This window comes from Streptomyces liliifuscus (assembly GCF_016598615.1).
Taxonomy (GTDB): domain Bacteria; phylum Actinomycetota; class Actinomycetes; order Streptomycetales; family Streptomycetaceae; genus Streptomyces; species Streptomyces liliifuscus.
In genome coordinates, this window is the sequence record NZ_CP066831.1 from 3388182 (window position 1) to 3407071 (window position 18890).

An 18890-nucleotide genomic window follows, 5' to 3' on the forward strand; every position below is an offset into this window, starting at 1 on the left:
TGGGGCTGAGCCCGTGTTCACGTGCCGTGCCGGGTCAGAAGTTGCTGATGACGGAGACCATCACCTTGTCGATGACCGCCGGGTCGCGAGCGTCGTAGGAGGTGGCCTTGGTGGCGGTGGCGATCTTCGTGAGCGTGCCGAAGTCGGCCTGGCCGCTGAAGGCGACGGTGAAGACCCGTACGGAACGCTCCAGTTGACTGGCGTCGAGGTCGCGCAGCAGCGAGTCGAGGTCGTTGTCGGCCGGGTACTCGTTCCGGCCGTCGGTCAGGACGACGACGGCGTTGATGCGGTCGGTGTCCAGATCGGCCAGCATCTCCTTCTGGGCGGCGCGCACGGTGGTGTAGAGAGCGGTGCCGCCTTCGGCGTTGAGCCCGTTGATGGCCTCGGTGAGCCGCTGTTCGTTCTCGCGGACGGGACGCGGCGGCACGATCTCCCGGTACGGCTGGGGATGGTCGTCGGTCTCGGTGGAGAACGCCCACAGGCCGACCTCGTCGTCGGGGTGGTAGAGGTCGAGCGTGCCGGCGGCGGCCTTCTTGGCGGCCTCCATCCGGGTCTGTCCGCCGCCCGCGGCCTGGTTCATCGACCCGGAGACGTCCATGACGAGCAGCACCCGGGCCTTCTTGCGCAGCTCGTCCCAGCTGTCCAGGACCGCCGCCAGCACGTCGGCCGCGGGCGGGTCGATCAGTGACAGGTTCCCCTGGCTCTGCTCGGACAGGCTGACCGAGCGGGCGAGTTCGCTGCCCGCGTTGCCCTCGTGGTCGCGGAATCCGGTCTGCTGGAAGCGGCGCTGCTGGGCGTCCTCCAGCAGGAAGGCGCGGAAGTCGGCGGCCGCGGCCCGCTGGTCCTTGGACGCCGAGGGCAGCACAGCGAAGGGGTGGTCGAACATGAGCGTGCCGTCGGCCGGGTGCACGGCCACGAGGGGCACCTGCGGCTTCTTCCCCTTGCCGATCCGCTCGGTCTCGCCCGTGGGGCTGCCCTGGTTGTAGAGATGGATCAGCTGTTCCTGTACGGCGATGGCGCTGGCGTACGACAGGGCCTGACCGTCGGCGTCCGCCTCGGCGAGGTTGGCCATGTACGCGGTCGCGTCGGAGGCGTAGTGCAGGACACCCGCCTCGACCCCGGCCACGAACCGCCGGGTCTTGGGGTCCTCGACCTCCTTCACGGTGAGGTCGCTGGATCGGCCGGTGGCGGCGTAGAAGGTGGCCACGGTCGCGCCCAGACCGGAGGTGGAGGTGTGCGGGTTGTCCTTGCCCAGGCTGAAGCGGCCCCACTCGGGCCGGCCCTTCGAGGCCCAGCCCTTCTCCGTCAGCGACAGCACGTCCCGCCAGCCGATCTTCTTCTCCGGCCAGCCGAGTGCCTCCGCCAGGGGCCGGGGCATGCCGATCGCAAGCGGGCTGGTGGCGAGCGACCGGGGCTTCTCGTCGGTGAGCAGCTTGCGGTCGGCGGCGGTCGCGTCGCGCTGGAGCAGCGTCAGCCACAGCGAGGAGGACGGCGTCCACACCTGTGGTTCGGGCGCGCCGTCGCGCCGCTCGTCCCATCCCTGGGCCAGTGCGTCCTTGGCGACGCCGGAACTCGTCTCCGACACCGCCACTCGGGCGCACTTCCCGCCCGCGAGCTCACGCCCGGAGTCGTTGTAGTCCTCGGCCAGGTCGGCGAGCAGATCGCCCTTCTCCGTCGAGGAGTTCACCTCAAGCCGTACGTCGCAGTCGTCGTCCGAACCGCCGACGGCCGCGTTCACCACCACGCCGACGGCGACGAGCAGCACCAGCCCCACCACGACCGCCACCAGCATGGGCAGCCTGCGTGCGTTCCCCATGACACCCCCGTGTCCATGCCTCACCCGAGGCGGACTCACACACAATGAGACGCGTGTCATCACACGGTCTACACAGCGCGTTCGGTTGTCAATGGCCTTGCCGACAAAGGAAGTTGGGGTTTTCGCGGGCCTGGCGCAGCACTGTTGGAGCGAGTCGGGTTCGACACTGATTGAGTTGATCTATGCGACCTGGGAGGGTTTGGCGGTGGTCGTCCGCCATCATGGCGACCAGCATCGATCGCCGCAGATCCGAACTGATCGAGACGAAGCTCGACCAGCAGAAGAAACAAAAGAACAAAGGAACAAGGGAAAGGTGTCGCCAGCCATGTCACTAGCCCGCGTCCACAACTTCACCATCTCACTCGACGGCTTCGGCACCGGTGAGGGCCTGAGCCGTGACGCGCCCTTCGGCCACGCCGGCGAAAGGCTGCACCAGTGGATGTTCACCACCCGGTTCTGGCACGAGATGACCGGCCGTTCCGGCGGCACCGCCGGCCTCGACGACGCCTTCGCCCGGCAGTTCGAGCCCGGGATCGGCGCCGAGATCATGGGCGCCGGGAAGTTCGGCTACCCCGGATGGCACGAGGACCCGGACTGGAAGGGGTGGTGGGGGCCCAACCCGCCGTTCCACACACCGACCTTCGTCCTCACCCATCACCCGCGCCCGTCGATCGAGATGGAGGGCGGCACGACGTTCCACTTCCTCGACACATCGCCCGCCGAGGCACTCGCGACGGCCCGCGAGGCCGCGGACGGCCAGGACGTACGCATCGGCGGTGGCCCCACCGTGGTCCGCGACTTCTTTGCCGCCGGACTCATCGACCGCCTGCACGTCGTGGTGGCCCCGATCCTCCTGGGCCGGGGCGTACGCCTCTGGGACGGACTGGAGGGCCCCGAGAAGGACTACGAGGTCGAGGCCACATCCTCGCCCAGCGGAGTGACACATGTGACGTTCACGCGCGCGGGCCTCTGAACACCGTGAGTGCCTGTTCCACAAGGCCCGGAGTCCTGCGGAGCGGTGTCACGGTGGTAGGTGGTGACAGTGAGCGGGTTCAGCGGCCGTGTCGGGCATGGCCGGTTTGGGGCCGTCCTTCCGACCCCCGTGGCGGGAGGACGGCCCTGGCCTATTCCGGTGGCCGCCCGGTCAGTACAGCTTGTTGACGGCCGTGGTCGTGGTCTTCTTGAAGGCGGCCACGGGCACGTCGTTGAAGTCGCCCAGCTGTCCCCACTGAACGACGGTGACGGTCCTGCCGTCCCGTCCGACCGACAGCAGGGCGACGTCGTTGGCGCCCCCCGACGTCTCGGTGTTCAGACCGCGGACGTGGGCGCCCTCCTCGACCGGCAGCGTGCCGTAGTCCCGGCCCTCGGCGTCGACGTCGGGCGAGGCCTCCTCAAGGCGGTCGGCGCAGGTGCGGATCAGGTCGTCGTAGTGCTTCGCCAGGGCCTTGGCCTGGCCGGCCGTGCCCGTCACGACGGTCAACTGGACGGCGTTGGTGTCCAGGTCGGTCCGGAACTCCCGGTGCCGGTAGTCGTAGTCGAGCACGCCCTCGGTGCTCACGCAGAGGCCGAGTGCCTCCGGGAAGCCCTCGGTGACCGGCCCGGCGGTCCAGGACGACGTCGGGTGCGGCGGCAGCTGGGACGCCGACAGGAACTTGGGCACGGCGGCCTTCGGCGCGGCGCCTGCGGCCGGTGCCGTGAGGACCGTGCCCGCCGCGAGGGCGGCGACGGCGAGTGCGGTGAGAGCGCTCGTTCGGATGCGCATGGACATGGGTGTTCCCCCGTTTGAATGAGTTACGTGGACATGGATGCCGCGGAGAGGCCGGCTGGTCGGCCCGGACCTGGTCGGTGCGACACCAAGAGCATCAGCCGTCACAGCGGCCGAGCGCAACAACTCACGGCCGATCGGACACGGTGGAACCATCCCAGCCCCTCTGACCTGCAGATACATGGGGTGCCTGGGATACCGTCCCAGGCCGGGTGGGGTCGCACGAGGACGCGGGACCTGCGTCGGCACAGGACGACGACACTTCGGTGACGCCCTCCGCCACACCTACCGCCGAGACCCGCTGACGTACGACCTCGCCGGGCTCGACGTGATCGGCGAGCCCGACCGGGTCGACGTCCGCATCCGGTTCTACAAGGAGCCGCTCTACCTCGCCCACGGGCAAAGGGCGGATCTTGGTGCCAACCATCCCTCTTCTTTGCCAACCAAAAATCCTCGTCACATGACGATCGCGCGTCCGTCTACAGCCCCGCAATCGCGTTCCACCGCTTCGCGAACTCCGTGCGTTCCTTCGCCGTGATGTCCCGGGCGATCGCGAGCCGCTTACGCATGGCGGTGTCGGGGAAGATGAGCGGGTCCTCGGCGAGGGCGGCGGTCTCCTCGTCCTTGGCGGAGGCGAGGATGTCCTGCGCGGCCGGGACGGGGCAGACGTAGTTGACCCACGCGGCGAGCTCGGCGGCGACGGACGGCTCGTAGTAGTAGTCGACGAGCGTCTCCGCGTTCGCCTTGTGCCGGGCGAGGTTCGGGATCATCAGGGACTCGGACCAGAGCTCGGCGCCCTCCTCCGGGACGACGAACTCGATGTCGGGGTCGTCGGCCTGGAGCTGGATCACGTCACCGCTGTATGCCTGGCAGGCCAGCACGTCACCGCTCGACAGGTCCTTGATGTAGTCGTTGCCGGTGAAACGGCGGATGTGGTCCGTGCGGACGAGCTTCTCGACCTGCTCGCACACCGTGTGGAAGTCGTCCGCGGTCCACTTGGTGATGTCGACGCCGTTGCCCTGCATGAGCAGCGCGAACGCCTCGTCGAGACCGGAGAGGAGCGTGACGCGGCCCTTGAGGTCGTCCGCCCACAGGTCGGAGACGTGCCGGATCTCGCGACCGACCGTGCGGCGGTTGTACGCGATGCCGGTGATCCCCGACTGCCACGGCACGGTGTATCCCCGGCCCGGGTCGAAGGCCGGTGAACGCAGTTGGGGGTCCAGGTACCTCGTCACGTTGGGCTGCCTGGACCTGTCCATCTCCTGGACCCAGCCCAGGCGTACGAACCTCGCGCACATCCAGTCGCTGATCACCATCAGGTCCCGGCCGGTCTCCTGATGGTTCATCAGGGAGGGGCTGACCTTCCCGAAGAACTCGTCGTTGTCGTTGATCTCCTCGGTGTACGTGACCTCGATCCCGGTGCGCTTCTCGAAGGCGTCCAGGGTGGGGCGCCGCGACTCGTCCTCGTCGTCCGTGTCGATGTAGAGGGGCCAGTTGGCCCAGGTCAGGCGCTTGTCGGTGGCCGACAGGTCGCTTCTGGACCGGTCCGAGGGTGCGACGTACGCCGCCGGTACGCCGCAGGCGGCGGCCAGGGTGGTGGCTGCGCCCGTGCCGAGGGTGCGCAGCAGGCCGCGTCGGGAGATTCGCGTTTTCGGGTTCGTCGGCACGTGGGCAGCATGCCGTTCGCCCTGCCGGGCGGGCAATGGACGCTGCGTCGAGCCGTCCGCTCCGGGGACGACAGAGTGTCGCCCCCGCCGCCCCTTCCCTCCCCCACTCTCGGCTTCGCTCGATCGGGGGGACCTCCATCGTCCCTTACTCAGGGGCTCCGCCCCCGAACCCCCGCTCGTCAAACGCCGGAGGGGCTAGATTCTTTGCGGCCCGGGCCGACAATTTCAGCCCGTCCGGCGTTTGAGGACGAGGCCGTTCAGGCCGACAGCGGGGGTCCGGGGGCGGCAGCCCCCGGGGTCGGGACGGGAAGGGGCGGCGGGGGCGGAAACACCACCTCGACCCACAGCCCGCCCTCCCCCCGGGCCCGCGCCTCCACCGCACCCCCGTGCGCCGCAGCGATCGCCGCCACGATCGACAACCCCAGTCCGGAACCCTCCCGAGACCGAGACCCAGACCCAGACCGGGACCGGGTCCGCACCCGCTCCTCCCCCAACCTCCGAAACGGTTCGAACAGGGCGCCCACCTGATCCCCCGGCACCACAGGCCCACTGTTCGCGACCCGCAAGGAGGCCCACCCATCGACGACCCCGGTCCAGACGGAGACCCAACCCTCCTCCCCCGGCGACACGTTGTGGCGTACCGCGTTCTCGACGAGGTTGCTCACCAGCCGCCCGATCAACTGCGGGTCCCCGACAAGGGCCGCAGGCGAGAGCTCGGCGGACACCCGGGGCCCAAGCCCGGCATCGGGCAACAGCTCGGCGGCCACCACGGACAGGTCCACGAACTCCCGCTCCGGCACCCCCCGTTGACTGCGCGCCAACGTCAACAAAGCCTCGATCAACCGCTCCTGCTCCTGCCCGGCCGCCCGCACCCGAAGACAGGCGGCCCGCAAGGTCTCGGCATCCGCCCCGGGATCGGCGAGCGCCACATCGATGACGGCCTGCTGAAGGGTGAGCGGCGTACGCAACTCGTGCGACGCGTTGGCCACGAACCGCCGCTGGGCCTCGAAGGCGCCCTCCAACCGAGCGAGCAGATCGTCGAACGTGTCGGCGAGGTCCTTGAGTTCGTCGGCGGGCCCGGCCACCGCGAGCCGTCGGTGCAGAGCGTCGGCGGAGATCCGCCGCACCGCCCCGGTCATGCTCCGCAGCGGCGCGAGCACCCGCCCGGCCACCAGCCACCCGAGCACGAGTGAGGCAAGCGCCATGATGCCGAGGGCGACCGCCGACTCGACGAAGAGCTGATGGAGCTGGTCGCTGCGCTGGGCGACCAGCTGCTCACGTACGTACCCCTGGACGGCGGGCGCCCCCGCTCCCCACGCCCCCGGAGGCACATCGGGCCTGGTCACCGACACCTGTTCGCCGCGCTCGGACATGAGGGCGTACGTGAGGGCCAGCAGCACCGCCCCCGCCACCACGAACAGCCCGCTGTAGAGCAACGTCAGCCGCCACCGGATGCTCTGCGGCCCCCGGATGCCCCGCAGCCCGCGCACGCTCTTCGGTACGCGGATCCGCCGTACCGCGGGGAGCGCGGGTCGCACTCTCATACCCGGTACCCGGCCTGCGCCACCGTCTCGATCAACGGCGGTTCCCCGAGCTTGCGCCGCAGTCGGCTGACCGTCACCTTCACGGTCTGCGTGAACGGATCGGCCGCCTCGTCCCAGGCCCGCTCCAGCAGTTCCTCGGCGGAGACCACGGCCCCGCCCGCACCCATCAGCAGCTCCAGGACGGCGAACTCCTTCGGGCTGAGCGGGAGTTGGCGGCCGTCGCGGGACGCCACCCGTCGCGCGGGGTCGAGCCGCAGATCGCCGTGGACCAGGACCGGCGGCAGCGCGGGCTGGGCCCGGCGCCCCAAGGCCCGTATTCGCGCGACGAGTTCGGTGAACGCGAAGGGCTTCGGCAGATAGTCGTCGGCGCCCATCCCGAGCCCCGCGACCCGGTCGGCGACCGTGCCGGACGCGGTCAGCATCAGTACCCGCGCCCGGCTGCCCCCCTCGGCCAGGGCCCGGCAGACCCGGTCTCCGTGCAGCCCGGGCAGATCACGGTCGAGTACGACGACGTCGTAACCGTTGACCGTGGCCCGCTCCAGCGCCGCATGGCCGTCCAGCGCGATGTCGACGGCCATACCCTCTCTGCGCAGTCCCGCCGCGACGGTCTCGGCGAGCTCCTCGTGGTCCTCGACCACCAATACGCGCATCGGCATCTCCGGCTGCGTCTCCGGCTGCTGCGAACCCTGCGGCCAGCGTGCCCGCCGGGCGGTAACAGTGCGGTAAGAGCACCCGTTCCCGTGCCGTAACCGCCCACGCGCTGAGGTGACTTCAGGAGACCTGCTCCACAGACGCACCCAGGAGGATCCTCATGCGAAGTACGACGAAAGGGCATCGCCGGCTGGCTGCGGCCTGCGCCCTGATCACCGCCGTCACGCTCGGCGGGGTGTACGCGGGCCAGGCCGTCGCGGCCGACCCGTCCGCGCCGTCGAGCGGCGGGTCGTCGTCGGAGCCCCCGAAGGACGACGGCCCTGGCGACTCCACGGACTCGACCGACTGGAAGCGCCAGGACGAGGCCTCCCGCGAGTTCACCGAGTGCGTGCGCGACAACGGCCTGGAGGACTTCCCCGACATCGTCGTCTACACGGCGGAAGACGGCGAAGGCGTCCGCGTACGGATCGACGCGGGCGACCGGAAGAGCCGTCCCGACCCGGTCTCCAAGGAGTTCCGGAAGGCCGTGAAGGCCTGCAAGCACATCCTGGAGGACATCGGCGTCGACTTCCCGGTCCCGCCCGACGAGCTGCCCGGCAAGGGCGACCGGCCCTGGCCCCCGGACTGCGGCGGCCGCGAGGTGCACAAGAACGAGGAGGGCGACAAGAGCGGAAAGGAATCCGACGCAGAGCTGAGCGTCACCGGGCTCGTACTCACCCAGGCCGTCTGACACGGCACAACACGCACAACACACAGCACGGCCCCGAGCGGATCAACTCCCGCCCGGGGCCGTGCCGTTCACTGCGTCAGCCGCAGAGACTCAGCCCTCGATGGACGTCATCACATGCTTGATCCGCGTGTAGTCGTCGAACCCGTACCCCGAAAGGTCCTTGCCATAGCCGGACTTCTTGAAGCCGCCGTGGGGCATCTCCGCGACCAGCGGGATGTGGGTGTTGATCCACACGCAGCCGAAGTCGAGGACCTTGGACATGCGCATCGCGCGCGAGTGGTCCTTGGTCCAGACGGAGGAGGCGAGGGCGTACTCGACGCCGTTCGCCCACTCGACGGCCTGCGCCTCGTCCGAGAAGGACTGGACGGTGATGACCGGGCCGAAGACCTCGTTCTGGATGATCTCGTCGTCCTGCTTCAGACCCGACACCACGGTCGGAGCGTAGAAGTAGCCCTTGTCGCCGACGCGGTGGCCGCCCGCCTCGACCTTGGCGTGGGCGGGCAGGCGCTCGATGAAGCCGGTGACCTGCTTGAGCTGGTTCGGGTTGTTGAGCGGCCCGTACAGCACGTCCTCGTCGTCCGGCATGCCGGTCTTCGTGTCGGCGGCGGCCTTGGCGAGCGCGGCCACGAACTCGTCGTGGATGGACTCCTGGACGAGGACGCGGGTGGCGGCCGTACAGTCCTGGCCCGCGTTGAAGAAGCCCGCGACCGAGATGTCCTCGACGGCCTTGGCCATGTCGGTGTCCTCGAAGACGACGACCGGCGCCTTGCCGCCCAGCTCCAGGTGGACCCGCTTGACGTCCTTGGCGGCGGACTCGGCGACGGAGATGCCCGCGCGCACGGAGCCGGTGATCGACGCCATGGCGGGCACCGGGTGCTCGACCATCGCGCGGCCGCTGTCGCGGTCGCCGCAGATGACGTTGAAGACGCCCTTGGGGACGATCGAGCCGATGATCTCGGCGATCAGGACCGTGGAGGCGGGAGTGGTGTCCGACGGCTTGAGGACGACCGTGTTGCCGGCCGCGAGCGCGGGGGCGAACTTCCACACGGCCATCATCATCGGGTAGTTCCACGGCGCGACCTGCGCACAGACGCCGACCGGCTCGCGGCGGACGATCGAGGTCAGGCCCTCCATGTATTCGCCGGCCGCGCGGCCCTCCAGCATGCGCGCCGCGCCCGCGAAGAAGCGGATCTGGTCGACCATGGGCGGGATTTCCTCGGACCGGGTGAGCCCGATGGGCTTGCCGGTGTTCTCCACCTCGGCCGCGATCAGCTCCTCGGCCCGCTCCTCGAAGGCGTCCGCGATCTTGAGCAGGGCCTTCTGCCGCACGGCGGGGGTCTGGTCGCGCCAGGCCGGGAAGGCCGCGGCGGCCGCGGTCATCGCGGCGTCGACGTCGGCCTGACCGGACAGCGGCGCGGTGGCGTAGACCTCGCCCGTCGCGGGGTTGACCACGTCGGTGGTCCGTCCATCGGCGGCATCACGGAATTCTCCGTCGATGTAATTGCGCAGACGACGCAGCTCGGTGCTCACTGCCGGCCCTCCAGTCAGATGTCCAATCACTGAGACACCCACCCTAGTCCCGTGCTCCACGTTTTCAACACCCCCGATCGGCCCAGAACTGCGAAATCCGCACATGCAGGCCGCGCAGACAACGAATTTCATCAATCAACTCTTGCGGAACTGCTGATGCCTCATGCACAGTGAGCACGTGCCCAGTCGCAGCGCAGAGCCAAAGGGCTCCCGAGACACCCGGTCGGGGAACACCACTCCCCCGCTGGACAGCGTCTCCCTCGCCATCATCGAGCAGCTCCAGGAGGACGGCCGCAGGCCCTACGCCGCGATCGGCAAGGCCGTCGGTCTCTCCGAGGCGGCCGTGCGCCAGCGCGTCCAGAAGCTGCTCGACCAGGGCGTGATGCAGATCGTCGCCGTCACGGACCCGCTCACCGTGGGTTTCCGCAGGCAGGCGATGGTGGGCATCAACGTCGACGGCGACCTGGAGCCCGTGGCGGACGAGCTGACCGCGATGCCGGAAGTCGAGTACGTGGTGATGACCGCGGGCTCGTTCGACATCCTCGCCGAGATCGTCTGCGAGGACGACGACCACCTGCTGGACGTCATCAACAAACGCATACGTGCCCTGCCCTGTGTGCGCTCCACCGAAAGCTTCGTCTACCTCAAGCTCAAGAAGCAGACCTACATGTGGGGAACCCGATAGCCGTGACCACCAAGGACCTCAGCCGAACCGCGTACGACCACCTGTGGATGCACTTCACCCGCATGTCGTCGTACGAGAACGCTCCCGTCCCCACGATCGTCCGTGGCGAGGGCACCTACATCTACGACGACAAGGGCAAGCGCTACCTCGACGGTCTCGCGGGGCTGTTCGTGGTCCAGGCGGGCCACGGCCGCCGGGAGCTGGCCGAGACGGCGGCCAAGCAGGCGCAGGAGCTGGCCTTCTTCCCGATCTGGTCGTACGCCCACCCGAAGGCCGTCGAGCTCGCGGAGCGCCTCGCGAACTACGCTCCGGGCGACCTGAACAAGGTCTTCTTCACCACGGGTGGCGGCGAGGCCGTCGAGACCGCCTGGAAGCTCGCCAAGCAGTACTTCAAGCTGCAGGGCAAGCCGACCAAGTACAAGGTCATCTCCCGCGCGGTCGCCTACCACGGCACCCCGCAGGGCGCCCTGTCCATCACGGGCCTGCCCGCCCTGAAGGCCCCGTTCGAGCCGCTGGTCCCCGGTGCCCACAAGGTCCCGAACACCAACATCTACCGCGCGCCCGCCTTCCTCGACCAGGGCTCCGGCGTCTCCCCCGAGGCCTTCGGCCGCTGGGCCGCCGACCAGATCGAGGAGCAGATCCTCTTCGAGGGCCCCGAGACGGTCGCCGCCGTCTTCCTGGAGCCCGTGCAGAACGCCGGCGGCTGCTTCCCGCCGCCGCCCGGCTACTTCCAGCGCGTACGCGAGATCTGCGACCAGTACGACGTGCTGCTCGTCTCGGACGAGGTCATCTGCGCCTTCGGCCGCCTGGGCACGATGTTCGCCTGCGACAAGTTCGACTACGTGCCGGACATGATCACCTGCGCCAAGGGCATGACCTCGGGCTACTCCCCGATCGGCGCCTGCATCATCTCGGACCGGCTCGCCGAGCCGTTCTACAAGGGCGACAACACCTTCCTGCACGGCTACACCTTCGGCGGCCACCCGGTGTCGGCGGCCGTGGGTCTCGCCAACCTCGACCTGTTCGAGCGGGAGAACCTCACGCAGCACGTGCTGGACAACGAGGGGGCGTTCCTCTCCACCCTCCAGAAGCTGCACGACCTGCCGATCGTCGGCGACGTCCGCGGCAACGGCTTCTTCTACGGCATCGAGCTGGTGAAGGACAAGGCCACCAAGGAGACCTTCACGGACGAGGAGTCGGAGCGCGTGCTGTACGGCTTCGTCTCCAAGAAGCTCTTCGAGTACGGCCTGTACTGCCGCGCCGACGACCGCGGTGACCCGGTCATCCAGCTCTCGCCGCCGCTGATCTCCGACCAGTCGACCTTCGACGAGATCGAGGGGATCGTCCGCCAGGTGCTGACGGAGGCGTGGGCGAAGCTCTGACCCCGCCGGGCCCCCAGGGGTTCCGATGAGCTGAATCTGTGATCAACACCGGCCCCGGTGCCGCCCGTTCGAGTGAGAATGGGCGCTCCGGGGCCGCGTGCTGTCCGGCCTCCCGGCCCCGACTACCTAGCGTGCCCAGTGACCGATCGGCCCTGCCTTCGTTCCCCCGGAAGGGGGACTTCGCACGGCATTTCTGATCTGAACCGAGGTGTACGCCATGGTGGCTCCGCCGGACAACGACGTGCTGTGGGCACGCGCCCTGCACGTCAAGCACAACGGCTCGCCCGCGCTCACCGGCGTCTCGCTCGGGGTTCGCGAGGGCGAGATCCTCGCCGTCGGCGGCCCACGTGGCAGCGGCAAGACGACCCTGCTCCAGTGCCTGTCCGGGCAGTTGCAGGCGCAGCAGGGCGAGGTCTGGTTCAACAGCACGCCCGTGCACACCATGGGTCCGCTGACCCGCGAGCGGCTGCGCCGCGACCGGTTCGCCTGGATCGACCCGGCGCCGGTCCTGGTCCCGGAGCTGAACGCCTGGGAGAACGCGGCACTGCCCCTGATGCTGCGCGGAGTCTCGCGCCGCCGCGCCAAGACCGCCGCCCTGGAGTGGCTGGACCGCCTCGACATCGGCGGCTGCGCCCGCAAACGCCCGTACGCGCTGCTGCACGCCGAGCGACAGCGCGTGGCCATCGCCCGCGCCCTGGCCCCCGCGCCGACCGTGCTCTTCGCCGACGAGCCCACCGCCCCGCTGCACCGCGCGGACCGGGCCCATGTGCTGCGTACGCTCACGACGGCGGCCCGTTCGCACGGGATCACCGTCGTACTGGCCACGCACGACGCGGACACCGCGGCCCTCGCCGACCGCACGGTGTCGCTGCTCGACGGGCGGCGGGTGAACACCGTCCATCTGCCGCCGGTGGCCGACGGCGCGGAAGGCCGGGCCGCGTGCTCGCTCTCCGTCTAGCGCGCGGCGCCCGCCCCGCCGTCCAGCTCCGCAGGCTCCTGGTCGCGGCGGCGTCGGCGGGCACGGGTTTCCTGCTCCTGTGCACCCTGGGGTACGCGATGGGGCACCCGGACGCGTCCGGTGCGGCCGTGCTGCGGCTGGCCTGGTGCGTCGCGCCGCTCGCCGCGACCGTGCAGTTCGCGGTGGCGGTCGCCCGGACCGACCCGGCCACCCGTCCCCGGCAGGGACTGTCGGCGCTCGGCCTCGGCCCCGCCCGGCTGACGGCCCTCGCGGCGATCTCCACCGCCGTGTCCTGCACGCTCGGTTCGATGGTCGCCCTGCTCTTCTTCCTGCATCTGCGCGGCGACCTGACCGGCCTCCCCTTCGACGGCGACGCCGCCGACGTCCTCGCCGCGGACGAGCCGCTGCCGCTCCCGGCCGCGCTCACCCTGCTGGCCCTCGTACCGATCATCGCCTCGGCGGCCAGCGCGGCGGTGCTCCGGCCGCGGGGCCCGAGGCCGAGCGGCTTCAGGACGGGCGGCCGGCCTGGGCGGCTGAGCGGCTTCGGCGGCTACGGACGCTCCGTCGAACGCGTCGGCTTCGGCGCGTACGGACGCTTCGGGACGCGTACGGAGGCGAAGGCCGGCCCTCGCTCGGAGGGCCAGGACGGTTCGGCGGGCCCGGGCGGCGCCGAGGGCCGGGAGGCTCCGAAGGGCCGGGGCGGTTCCGGGCAGGACGCCACCGGCCGGTCCGGGCGGGCCGGAGTCCCCGACGGACCGAGCGGGCAGGGAACTCCCGACGATCACGCCGGACGCACCGCACACGCCGGGCCCGCCACCAGTGCCGCGGCGCTCGACGTGCCCCGCCGCTCCGGCGCGCGCGCCCGCGCGAGGGTCGAGGGCCGCCCCGGCGCCGAGCAGCTCTCCACCACCGACGTCACCGCCGACGCCCCCGCGCACAACGGCCACGACGGTCCCGTCGCAGCCGACCGCCACGCCACCTCACAACACCCCGAGAACCCCAGCCACACCCGCCACCCCCTGGACCCCCTGAGCCCCGAGCACCCCCCGGCCCCCCTCCCCACCCCCTCCGGTCTCCCCTGGGGCGCCGCGGTCCTCGCGGCCGGGCTCGCCGTGGAGACGTACGCCGGCCGTACGTCCCCGGCCCTCGCGGGGCCCGAGCTGCCGGGCGGTTTCTCGGTCGGACCCCTCGGTGTGCTGGTCGGCTGGGCGCTCACGGCGTTCGGTCTCGCGCTGGCCGGGCCCGCGATCACACACCTCTGCGGCAGGCTGCTCCAGGCGGTTCGGCCGGGCGCCCTGCGGCTGCTCGCCGGACGCGTCCTCATGGAGGAGGCGGCCCGCATCGGGCGCCCGCTCGGCGTGGTGTGCGCGGTCGCGTCGGGGGCGTACGCCATGGCCGTGCTCTACGGCCGCGCGCGCCCCGACGTGGGGCCGCTCACCACCCTGGGCGCGCTGCTCGTCGCGGGGTGCGCCGTCGCGACGCTCATGACCGCCGCGGTGGAGGCGAGGAACGCGCGCGCCGACACCACGGCCGCCCTGCTGCGGCTCGGGGCGCCCGCCACGGCGCTGCGCAGCGCAGCCGCCCTCCGCACGGGCGCCCTGCTCGCCGTCTTCGGCCCGCTGACCTGGGCGGTCGCCGAGCTGGCCGCACTGCCACTGACCCGCTGACGGCCCGCCCGAAAAACTCGCCCGAAAAACTTCGCGGGACGCCGATGACTTTCCGACGACCCCCCGGTCTACCCCTCCGAACAGCACATCACGCGATGGGAGACCTCATATGTACCAGCAGATGATCTTCGTGAACCTGGCCGTGACCGATGTCGACGCCTCCAAGAAGTTCTTCACGGAACTCGGCTACACGATCAACGCGCAGTTCTCGGACGAGAACTGCGCGTCCGTCGTGATCAGCGACACGATCGTCGCGATGCTGCTGAACAAGCAGCGCTACGCGGACTTCACGAAGAAGGAGATCGCGGACTCGACGAAGACCAGTGAGGTGCTGCTGTGTCTGAGCGCCGAGAGCCGCGAGAAGGTGGACGAGCTGGTCGACAAGGCGGTCGCGGCGGGCGGTTCGGAGACCCGCGACCCCCAGGACTACGGCCAGATGTACGGCCGGTCCTTCGACGACCCGGACGGCCACACCTGGGAGGTCATGTGGATGGACCCGGCGGTCGTCCAGGGCTGAACCGGCCGTGCTTAGCATGGGCGGGTGCAGACGAGCCCCGCCCATGCGGCCCACCACAACGACCGTGAGATCGAGACGCTGGAGGAGTTCGACGCAGTCGTCTCGTCCCGCGGCACCCTCGCCGGCTTCCGTGTCCAGTGCGTCGATCTGACGGACCGTACGAAGGAGTTGCTGGCGAGCGACGCCACCGGCGCCGTCTTCCTCGGCTGCCCGATGCGGGAGAACGCCGCGGCGAAGGTCCGTGCCGACGGCGCCCTGGTCTTCCCGCCGCTCCCCGGCCTGCCCTTCGACCCGTACCGCGGTCATCTCTACCGTCCCGACGAGCTGTTCGCCGCGCTCGACAAGGGGTACGAGGAGACGCCGGACGCCCTCGCGTACGCCTGGTTCCAGCAGACGAAGACCGATGGCGACATCTACGCCTCGATGCTGCGCTCCGTCCACGACGACGCGATCTCCGACGCCCTCGACGAACTCCTGCGCGGCACACGGGTGGTGGGTGTGATGGGCGGCCACGCGCTCGGGCGCGGCACGGATGCGTACGGCGGCGCGGCCCGGCTCGGCCGTGCGCTCGCGCGCGCCGGGTTCACAGTGGCGACGGGCGGCGGCCCCGGCGCGATGGAGGCGGCGAACCTCGGCGCGTACGCGGCCCCGTACGACGACACCATGCTCGACGAGGCATGCGAACTCCTCGCGAAGTCACCGTCGTTCGTGCCGTCGGTGACCGACTGGGCCCGCGCCGCCTTCGAGGTGCGTGCGCGCTGGCCGAAGGGCAACACCTCGGTGGGGATCCCCACTTGGTTCTACGGCCACCAGCCGCCGAACGCCTTCGCCTCGCACATCGCCAAGTACTTCGCCAACGCCACCCGTGAGGACGGCCTGCTGGCTCGTTCGAACGCGGGTGTGGTGTTCCTGCCCGGCGCGGCCGGCACGGTCCAGGAGATCTTCGACAACGCGACCCCCAACTACTACGAATCCAGGGGCGAACCCACCCCGATGGTGCTGGTGAACCGCGCGCACTGGACCGAGCGGCTCCCCACCTGGCCCCTGCTCCAGGCGCTCGCCCGCGACCGCTCGATGGAGTCCCGGATCGCGCTGGTCGACCGGATCGAGGAGGCACCGGAGGCGCTCATCCGGTTGGCTCATGTAAATGAAAGCTAAAGCCGGGGTTCAAGACGGACAGACGGATTGACAACCCGAGACGCGGCCCAATAAACCTGTGAGGCGTCTGGGATTGCTGTTTCTTCGCAGCCAATCCCCCACCCCCCTCGTTTGTGCATCCCGTGAAGGGCAATCGTGTCCATATCTCGCCGTACCGCACGTTCCGTGCGCATTCTCGGAGTTGCCTCCGCCTCGGCCGCGCTCACGCTCGGCCTCGCCGGCAACGCGCTCGCCTGCAACATCAGTGAGTTCTCGGCCGTCGCCAAGTGCGACGGCGCCAAGGGCGTCATCAGCGTCACCGACAAGGACCCCACCGGCGTCCCGGCCACCGTCACGGTCTTCCTCGAGTCCAACGGCGCGGACGAGAAGCTCGTCGGCACCCAGGAGGTCAAGGGCTCCCGCGAGGGCGTGACCATCGACTTCTCGGAGGACTGGAAGCCGAACGCGGAGTACCGGATCCACGTGAAGGCCGGCAAGCAGGTCGACGAGGACATCAAGCCGAACCTCGTCACCCCGTCCGAGGCCTGCAAGTCCGAGGAGCCGTCGACGCCTCCGGCCACCCCGTCCCAGTCCGACGAGCCGTCCTCGCCCGTCACCGCGAAGCCGGAGTCCCCGGCGCCCTCGGAGTCGGAGAGCACCCCGGCCGCGTCGGCCGGCGGCAGCACCCCGTCCCCCGCGGGCGGCGAGTCGAACCTCGCCGAGACCGGCTCCAGCTCCAACACCGGCGCGATCGCCGGAATAGCGGCCGCGCTCGTGGCGGCCGGCGCCGGAGTGATGTTCGCCCTGCGCCGCCGCGGCGCAGCGAACGGCCGCTGAGCACACCCGGTCAACCCAGTTCCACCAGGCGTGGCCCGCCCCCGTACGAGGGGGCGGGCCACCGCCCTTTCAGGGGCGCGGGGAACTGCGCGACAAGCCCCCACCGGCCCGCAGACTCATCAACGTGCCGGGCGCTAGCCGAACGTCGCCCGCTCCAGCCAGAAGTCCAACAACTCCCGCTCCCCCAGAACCTCCAACCCCCCACCGTCCGGCGCCATCCGGCGATAGAAGGCGAGCAGCACCTCGGTCAGCGGCCCCCGCAACGCAACGCTCGCCTTCTCGTGCCCACGCCGCCAGTCGATTCCCTCGTCGCCGAACTCGATGAGCCATTCGGCGTCGAGGCCGCGCTCGGTATCGGTGGCGTGCAGGTGAATGCTGCGACCCGCTCCGCGCAGCTCCGTCGCGGCGTCGCTCGGATACTTCTCCTGCGCGAACCGCACGATCTGCAGCCACTCGTCGATCGCGTCGGCGGCGAACTCTGGCGCCACCTCGTACGTCACGCCCGCGGCGATCGCCGCGTCGGCCCGGTGGATCACCGTCTCGTGGGTCATGCGCCGCGCCCAGAACCCGGCCGTGTGCTCCCAGGCCCACGACCAGGCGGCGGTGTCGGCCCCCACGGAGCGAAAGGTCTCCGCAGCCTTCTCGGCACCCTCCGCGAGCCAGGCGTCCAGGGCGGCGGGGTCGTCGCTCTCCGGCCCTCCGGCATCGGCCACGTCCTCGATGGGCACGCTCTTCGCCGCCCGCGTCCGCACGATGTGCTCGGCCCAGCGATGCGCCTCCCCCACATGAACGGCGAGCTGCCGCAGCGTCCAGTCCGGACAGGTCGGTACGGTCGCGCCGAGGTCGGCTCCGGCGAGATGGGACCTCAGCAGCGCGGTCTGCCCGACGATTTCGCCGCAGTAGCGGTCGTGCCCGAGTAGCGTCATGAGCCGCACCTTAGGCGTCGGAGGCTCCCCCGAGTACGACAATTTCCGCTGCGTCGAACGCCACCCCGACCTCGTCCCCCGTCTCCGGCGCGTCCCGCAGCGCACACGCCGCCTCCAGCCATGGCGCGTCCTCGGGCTGCAGGCGTACGGCGACATGGGTGCCCCGGAAGGTCCGCGCGGCCACCGTGCAGCGCAGCCCCTCGGCCGCCGGTACGAGGCGTACGCCGGCGGGCCTGACGAGCAGTGCGACCTCGCCCTGCCGGGCGTCCGAGGGCACCGGCACCTTGCCCCAGGGCGTGTCCGCGGCCTCCCCGCTGACGGTCGCCGCGGTCACGTTCTCGAAGCCGAGGAAGCGGGCCACGAACGCGTCGGCCGGGCGCTGCCAGACCTCAAGTGGCGTACCGGACTGGGCGATCCGGCCGTCCCGCATCACGACGACCCGGTCGGCGAGCGCGAACGCCTCCCCCTGGTCGTGGGTGACCGCGAGCACGGTCGTGCCCAACTCGCCGAACAGTTGGCGGAGTTCGACCACCAGCCGCTCACGCAGCGAGCGGTCCAGCTGGCCGAGGGGTTCGTCGAGCATGAGCAGCCGGGGGCGGGGCGCGAGGGCCCGGGCGAGCGCGACGCGCTGCTGCTCACCACCGGAGAGGGAGGCGACGGCCCGTCCACGAGCCCCGGGCAGCCCCACCAGATCGAGCAACTCCCCCACACGTACGGCCTGTTGGTCCTTCGACTCGCCGTGCATCCGCAGCCCGAAGGCCACGTTGCCGCCGACGTCGCGCTGCGGGAACAGCTGGTGGTCCTGGAACATCAGGCCGACGCCCCGCTTGTGCGCGGGCACGCCGTGGAGGTCGCGGCCGTCCAGGAACACCCGTCCCTCGTCGAGGGGTTGGAGGCCCGCGACCGCCCGCAGCAGGGTCGACTTGCCGCTGCCGCTGGGCCCGAGCACGCACACGATCTCGTGCTCGGCGACATCGAGCCCTACGGAGTCGAGCACGGCCCGCCCACCGAAACGTACGGTCGCCCCGTCGAGCTTCAGCATGGGTCCGGTCGCCGTTCCGGTCATGGCATCGCTCAT

Annotated in this window: 17 protein-coding genes; 9 read left to right on the plus strand and 8 right to left on the minus strand. The window is 70.5% G+C overall.

The genetic code is table 11. The features are described 5' to 3' along the window. Window positions 1-34: 34 nt before the first annotated feature. The gene (locus JEQ17_RS14180) at window positions 35-1816 is read right to left on the minus strand and encodes a vWA domain-containing protein (protein ID WP_200395603.1); all 1782 of its coding nucleotides are present in this window, start codon (window positions 1814-1816) and stop codon (window positions 35-37) included. A 325-nt stretch (window positions 1817-2141) separates the two neighbouring features. On the opposite strand from JEQ17_RS14180, the gene JEQ17_RS14185 reads away from it, so the two are divergent. Further along, window positions 2142-2789, plus strand: a complete 648-nt coding sequence (locus tag JEQ17_RS14185; protein WP_200395604.1) for a dihydrofolate reductase family protein — start codon at window positions 2142-2144, stop codon at window positions 2787-2789. Between the two features lie 171 nt (window positions 2790-2960). Here the strand turns inward: JEQ17_RS14185 and JEQ17_RS14190 are convergent, their stop codons facing one another. The 4 genes from JEQ17_RS14190 to JEQ17_RS14205 form a co-directional block, all read right to left on the minus strand. Next, window positions 2961-3584, minus strand: coding sequence for a hypothetical protein (locus JEQ17_RS14190; protein ID WP_200395605.1), 624 nt, complete (start codon window positions 3582-3584; stop codon window positions 2961-2963). Between the two features lie 476 nt (window positions 3585-4060). After that, the gene (locus tag JEQ17_RS14195; protein ID WP_200401486.1) at window positions 4061-5224 is read right to left on the minus strand and encodes a polyamine ABC transporter substrate-binding protein; all 1164 of its coding nucleotides are present in this window, start codon (window positions 5222-5224) and stop codon (window positions 4061-4063) included. A gap of 281 nt (window positions 5225-5505) precedes the next feature. Then, on the minus strand, window positions 5506-6792 hold the full coding sequence (locus JEQ17_RS14200) for a sensor histidine kinase (protein WP_200395606.1): 1287 nt from the start codon (window positions 6790-6792) through the stop codon (window positions 5506-5508). After that, on the minus strand, window positions 6789-7442 hold the full coding sequence (locus tag JEQ17_RS14205; protein ID WP_200395607.1) for a response regulator transcription factor: 654 nt from the start codon (window positions 7440-7442) through the stop codon (window positions 6789-6791). The genes JEQ17_RS14200 and JEQ17_RS14205 overlap by 4 nt, the downstream gene beginning before the upstream one ends. A 161-nt stretch (window positions 7443-7603) precedes the next feature. Here JEQ17_RS14205 and JEQ17_RS14210 point away from each other — a divergent pair, with 161 nt between their 5' ends. Further along, on the plus strand, window positions 7604-8173 hold the full coding sequence (locus JEQ17_RS14210; protein WP_200395608.1) for a hypothetical protein: 570 nt from the start codon (window positions 7604-7606) through the stop codon (window positions 8171-8173). 90 nt (window positions 8174-8263) lie between these two features. Here the strand turns inward: JEQ17_RS14210 and JEQ17_RS14215 are convergent, their stop codons facing one another. Continuing rightward, window positions 8264-9703, minus strand: coding sequence for a gamma-aminobutyraldehyde dehydrogenase (locus JEQ17_RS14215; protein WP_200395609.1), 1440 nt, complete (start codon window positions 9701-9703; stop codon window positions 8264-8266). Between the two features lie 163 nt (window positions 9704-9866). Between JEQ17_RS14215 and JEQ17_RS14220 the strand changes: the two genes are divergently transcribed. The 7 genes from JEQ17_RS14220 to JEQ17_RS14250 all read left to right on the plus strand — a co-directional run bounded on the left by JEQ17_RS14220 (window position 9867) and on the right by JEQ17_RS14250 (window position 16886). After that, the gene (locus JEQ17_RS14220) at window positions 9867-10388 is read left to right on the plus strand and encodes an Lrp/AsnC family transcriptional regulator (protein WP_200395610.1); all 522 of its coding nucleotides are present in this window, start codon (window positions 9867-9869) and stop codon (window positions 10386-10388) included. Beyond that, a complete protein-coding gene (locus tag JEQ17_RS14225) occupies window positions 10373-11770 on the plus strand; it encodes an aspartate aminotransferase family protein (RefSeq protein ID WP_200395611.1) in 1398 nt (465 codons plus the stop codon). The genes JEQ17_RS14220 and JEQ17_RS14225 overlap by 16 nt, the downstream gene beginning before the upstream one ends. 217 nt (window positions 11771-11987) lie before the next feature. Further along, entirely contained in the window at window positions 11988-12728 is a 741-nt protein-coding gene (locus JEQ17_RS14230) for an ABC transporter ATP-binding protein (protein WP_200395612.1), read from the plus strand. Then, window positions 12710-14395 (plus strand): ICP22 family protein, encoded by a 1686-nt coding sequence (locus JEQ17_RS14235; RefSeq protein ID WP_200395613.1) that lies wholly within the window; start codon window positions 12710-12712, stop codon window positions 14393-14395. The genes JEQ17_RS14230 and JEQ17_RS14235 overlap by 19 nt, the downstream gene beginning before the upstream one ends. A gap of 109 nt (window positions 14396-14504) precedes the next feature. After that, entirely contained in the window at window positions 14505-14912 is a 408-nt protein-coding gene (locus JEQ17_RS14240) for a VOC family protein (RefSeq protein ID WP_200395614.1), read from the plus strand. Between the two features lie 24 nt (window positions 14913-14936). Next, complete coding sequence (locus JEQ17_RS14245; RefSeq protein WP_200395615.1) at window positions 14937-16070, plus strand: LOG family protein; 1134 nt, start codon at window positions 14937-14939, stop codon at window positions 16068-16070. 165 nt (window positions 16071-16235) lie between these two features. Then, on the plus strand, window positions 16236-16886 hold the full coding sequence (locus JEQ17_RS14250) for an LAETG motif-containing sortase-dependent surface protein (RefSeq protein ID WP_234048198.1): 651 nt from the start codon (window positions 16236-16238) through the stop codon (window positions 16884-16886). Between the two features lie 134 nt (window positions 16887-17020). Here JEQ17_RS14250 and JEQ17_RS14255 read toward each other — a convergent pair whose 3' ends face one another. Both JEQ17_RS14255 and JEQ17_RS14260 read right to left on the minus strand, forming a co-directional pair. Then, window positions 17021-17812: a maleylpyruvate isomerase family mycothiol-dependent enzyme gene (locus tag JEQ17_RS14255; RefSeq protein WP_200395617.1), complete on the minus strand. Its 792-nt coding sequence runs from the start codon at window positions 17810-17812 to the stop codon at window positions 17021-17023. Between the two features lie 10 nt (window positions 17813-17822). Then, window positions 17823-18890, minus strand: a complete 1068-nt coding sequence (locus JEQ17_RS14260) for an ABC transporter ATP-binding protein (protein WP_234048199.1) — start codon at window positions 18888-18890, stop codon at window positions 17823-17825.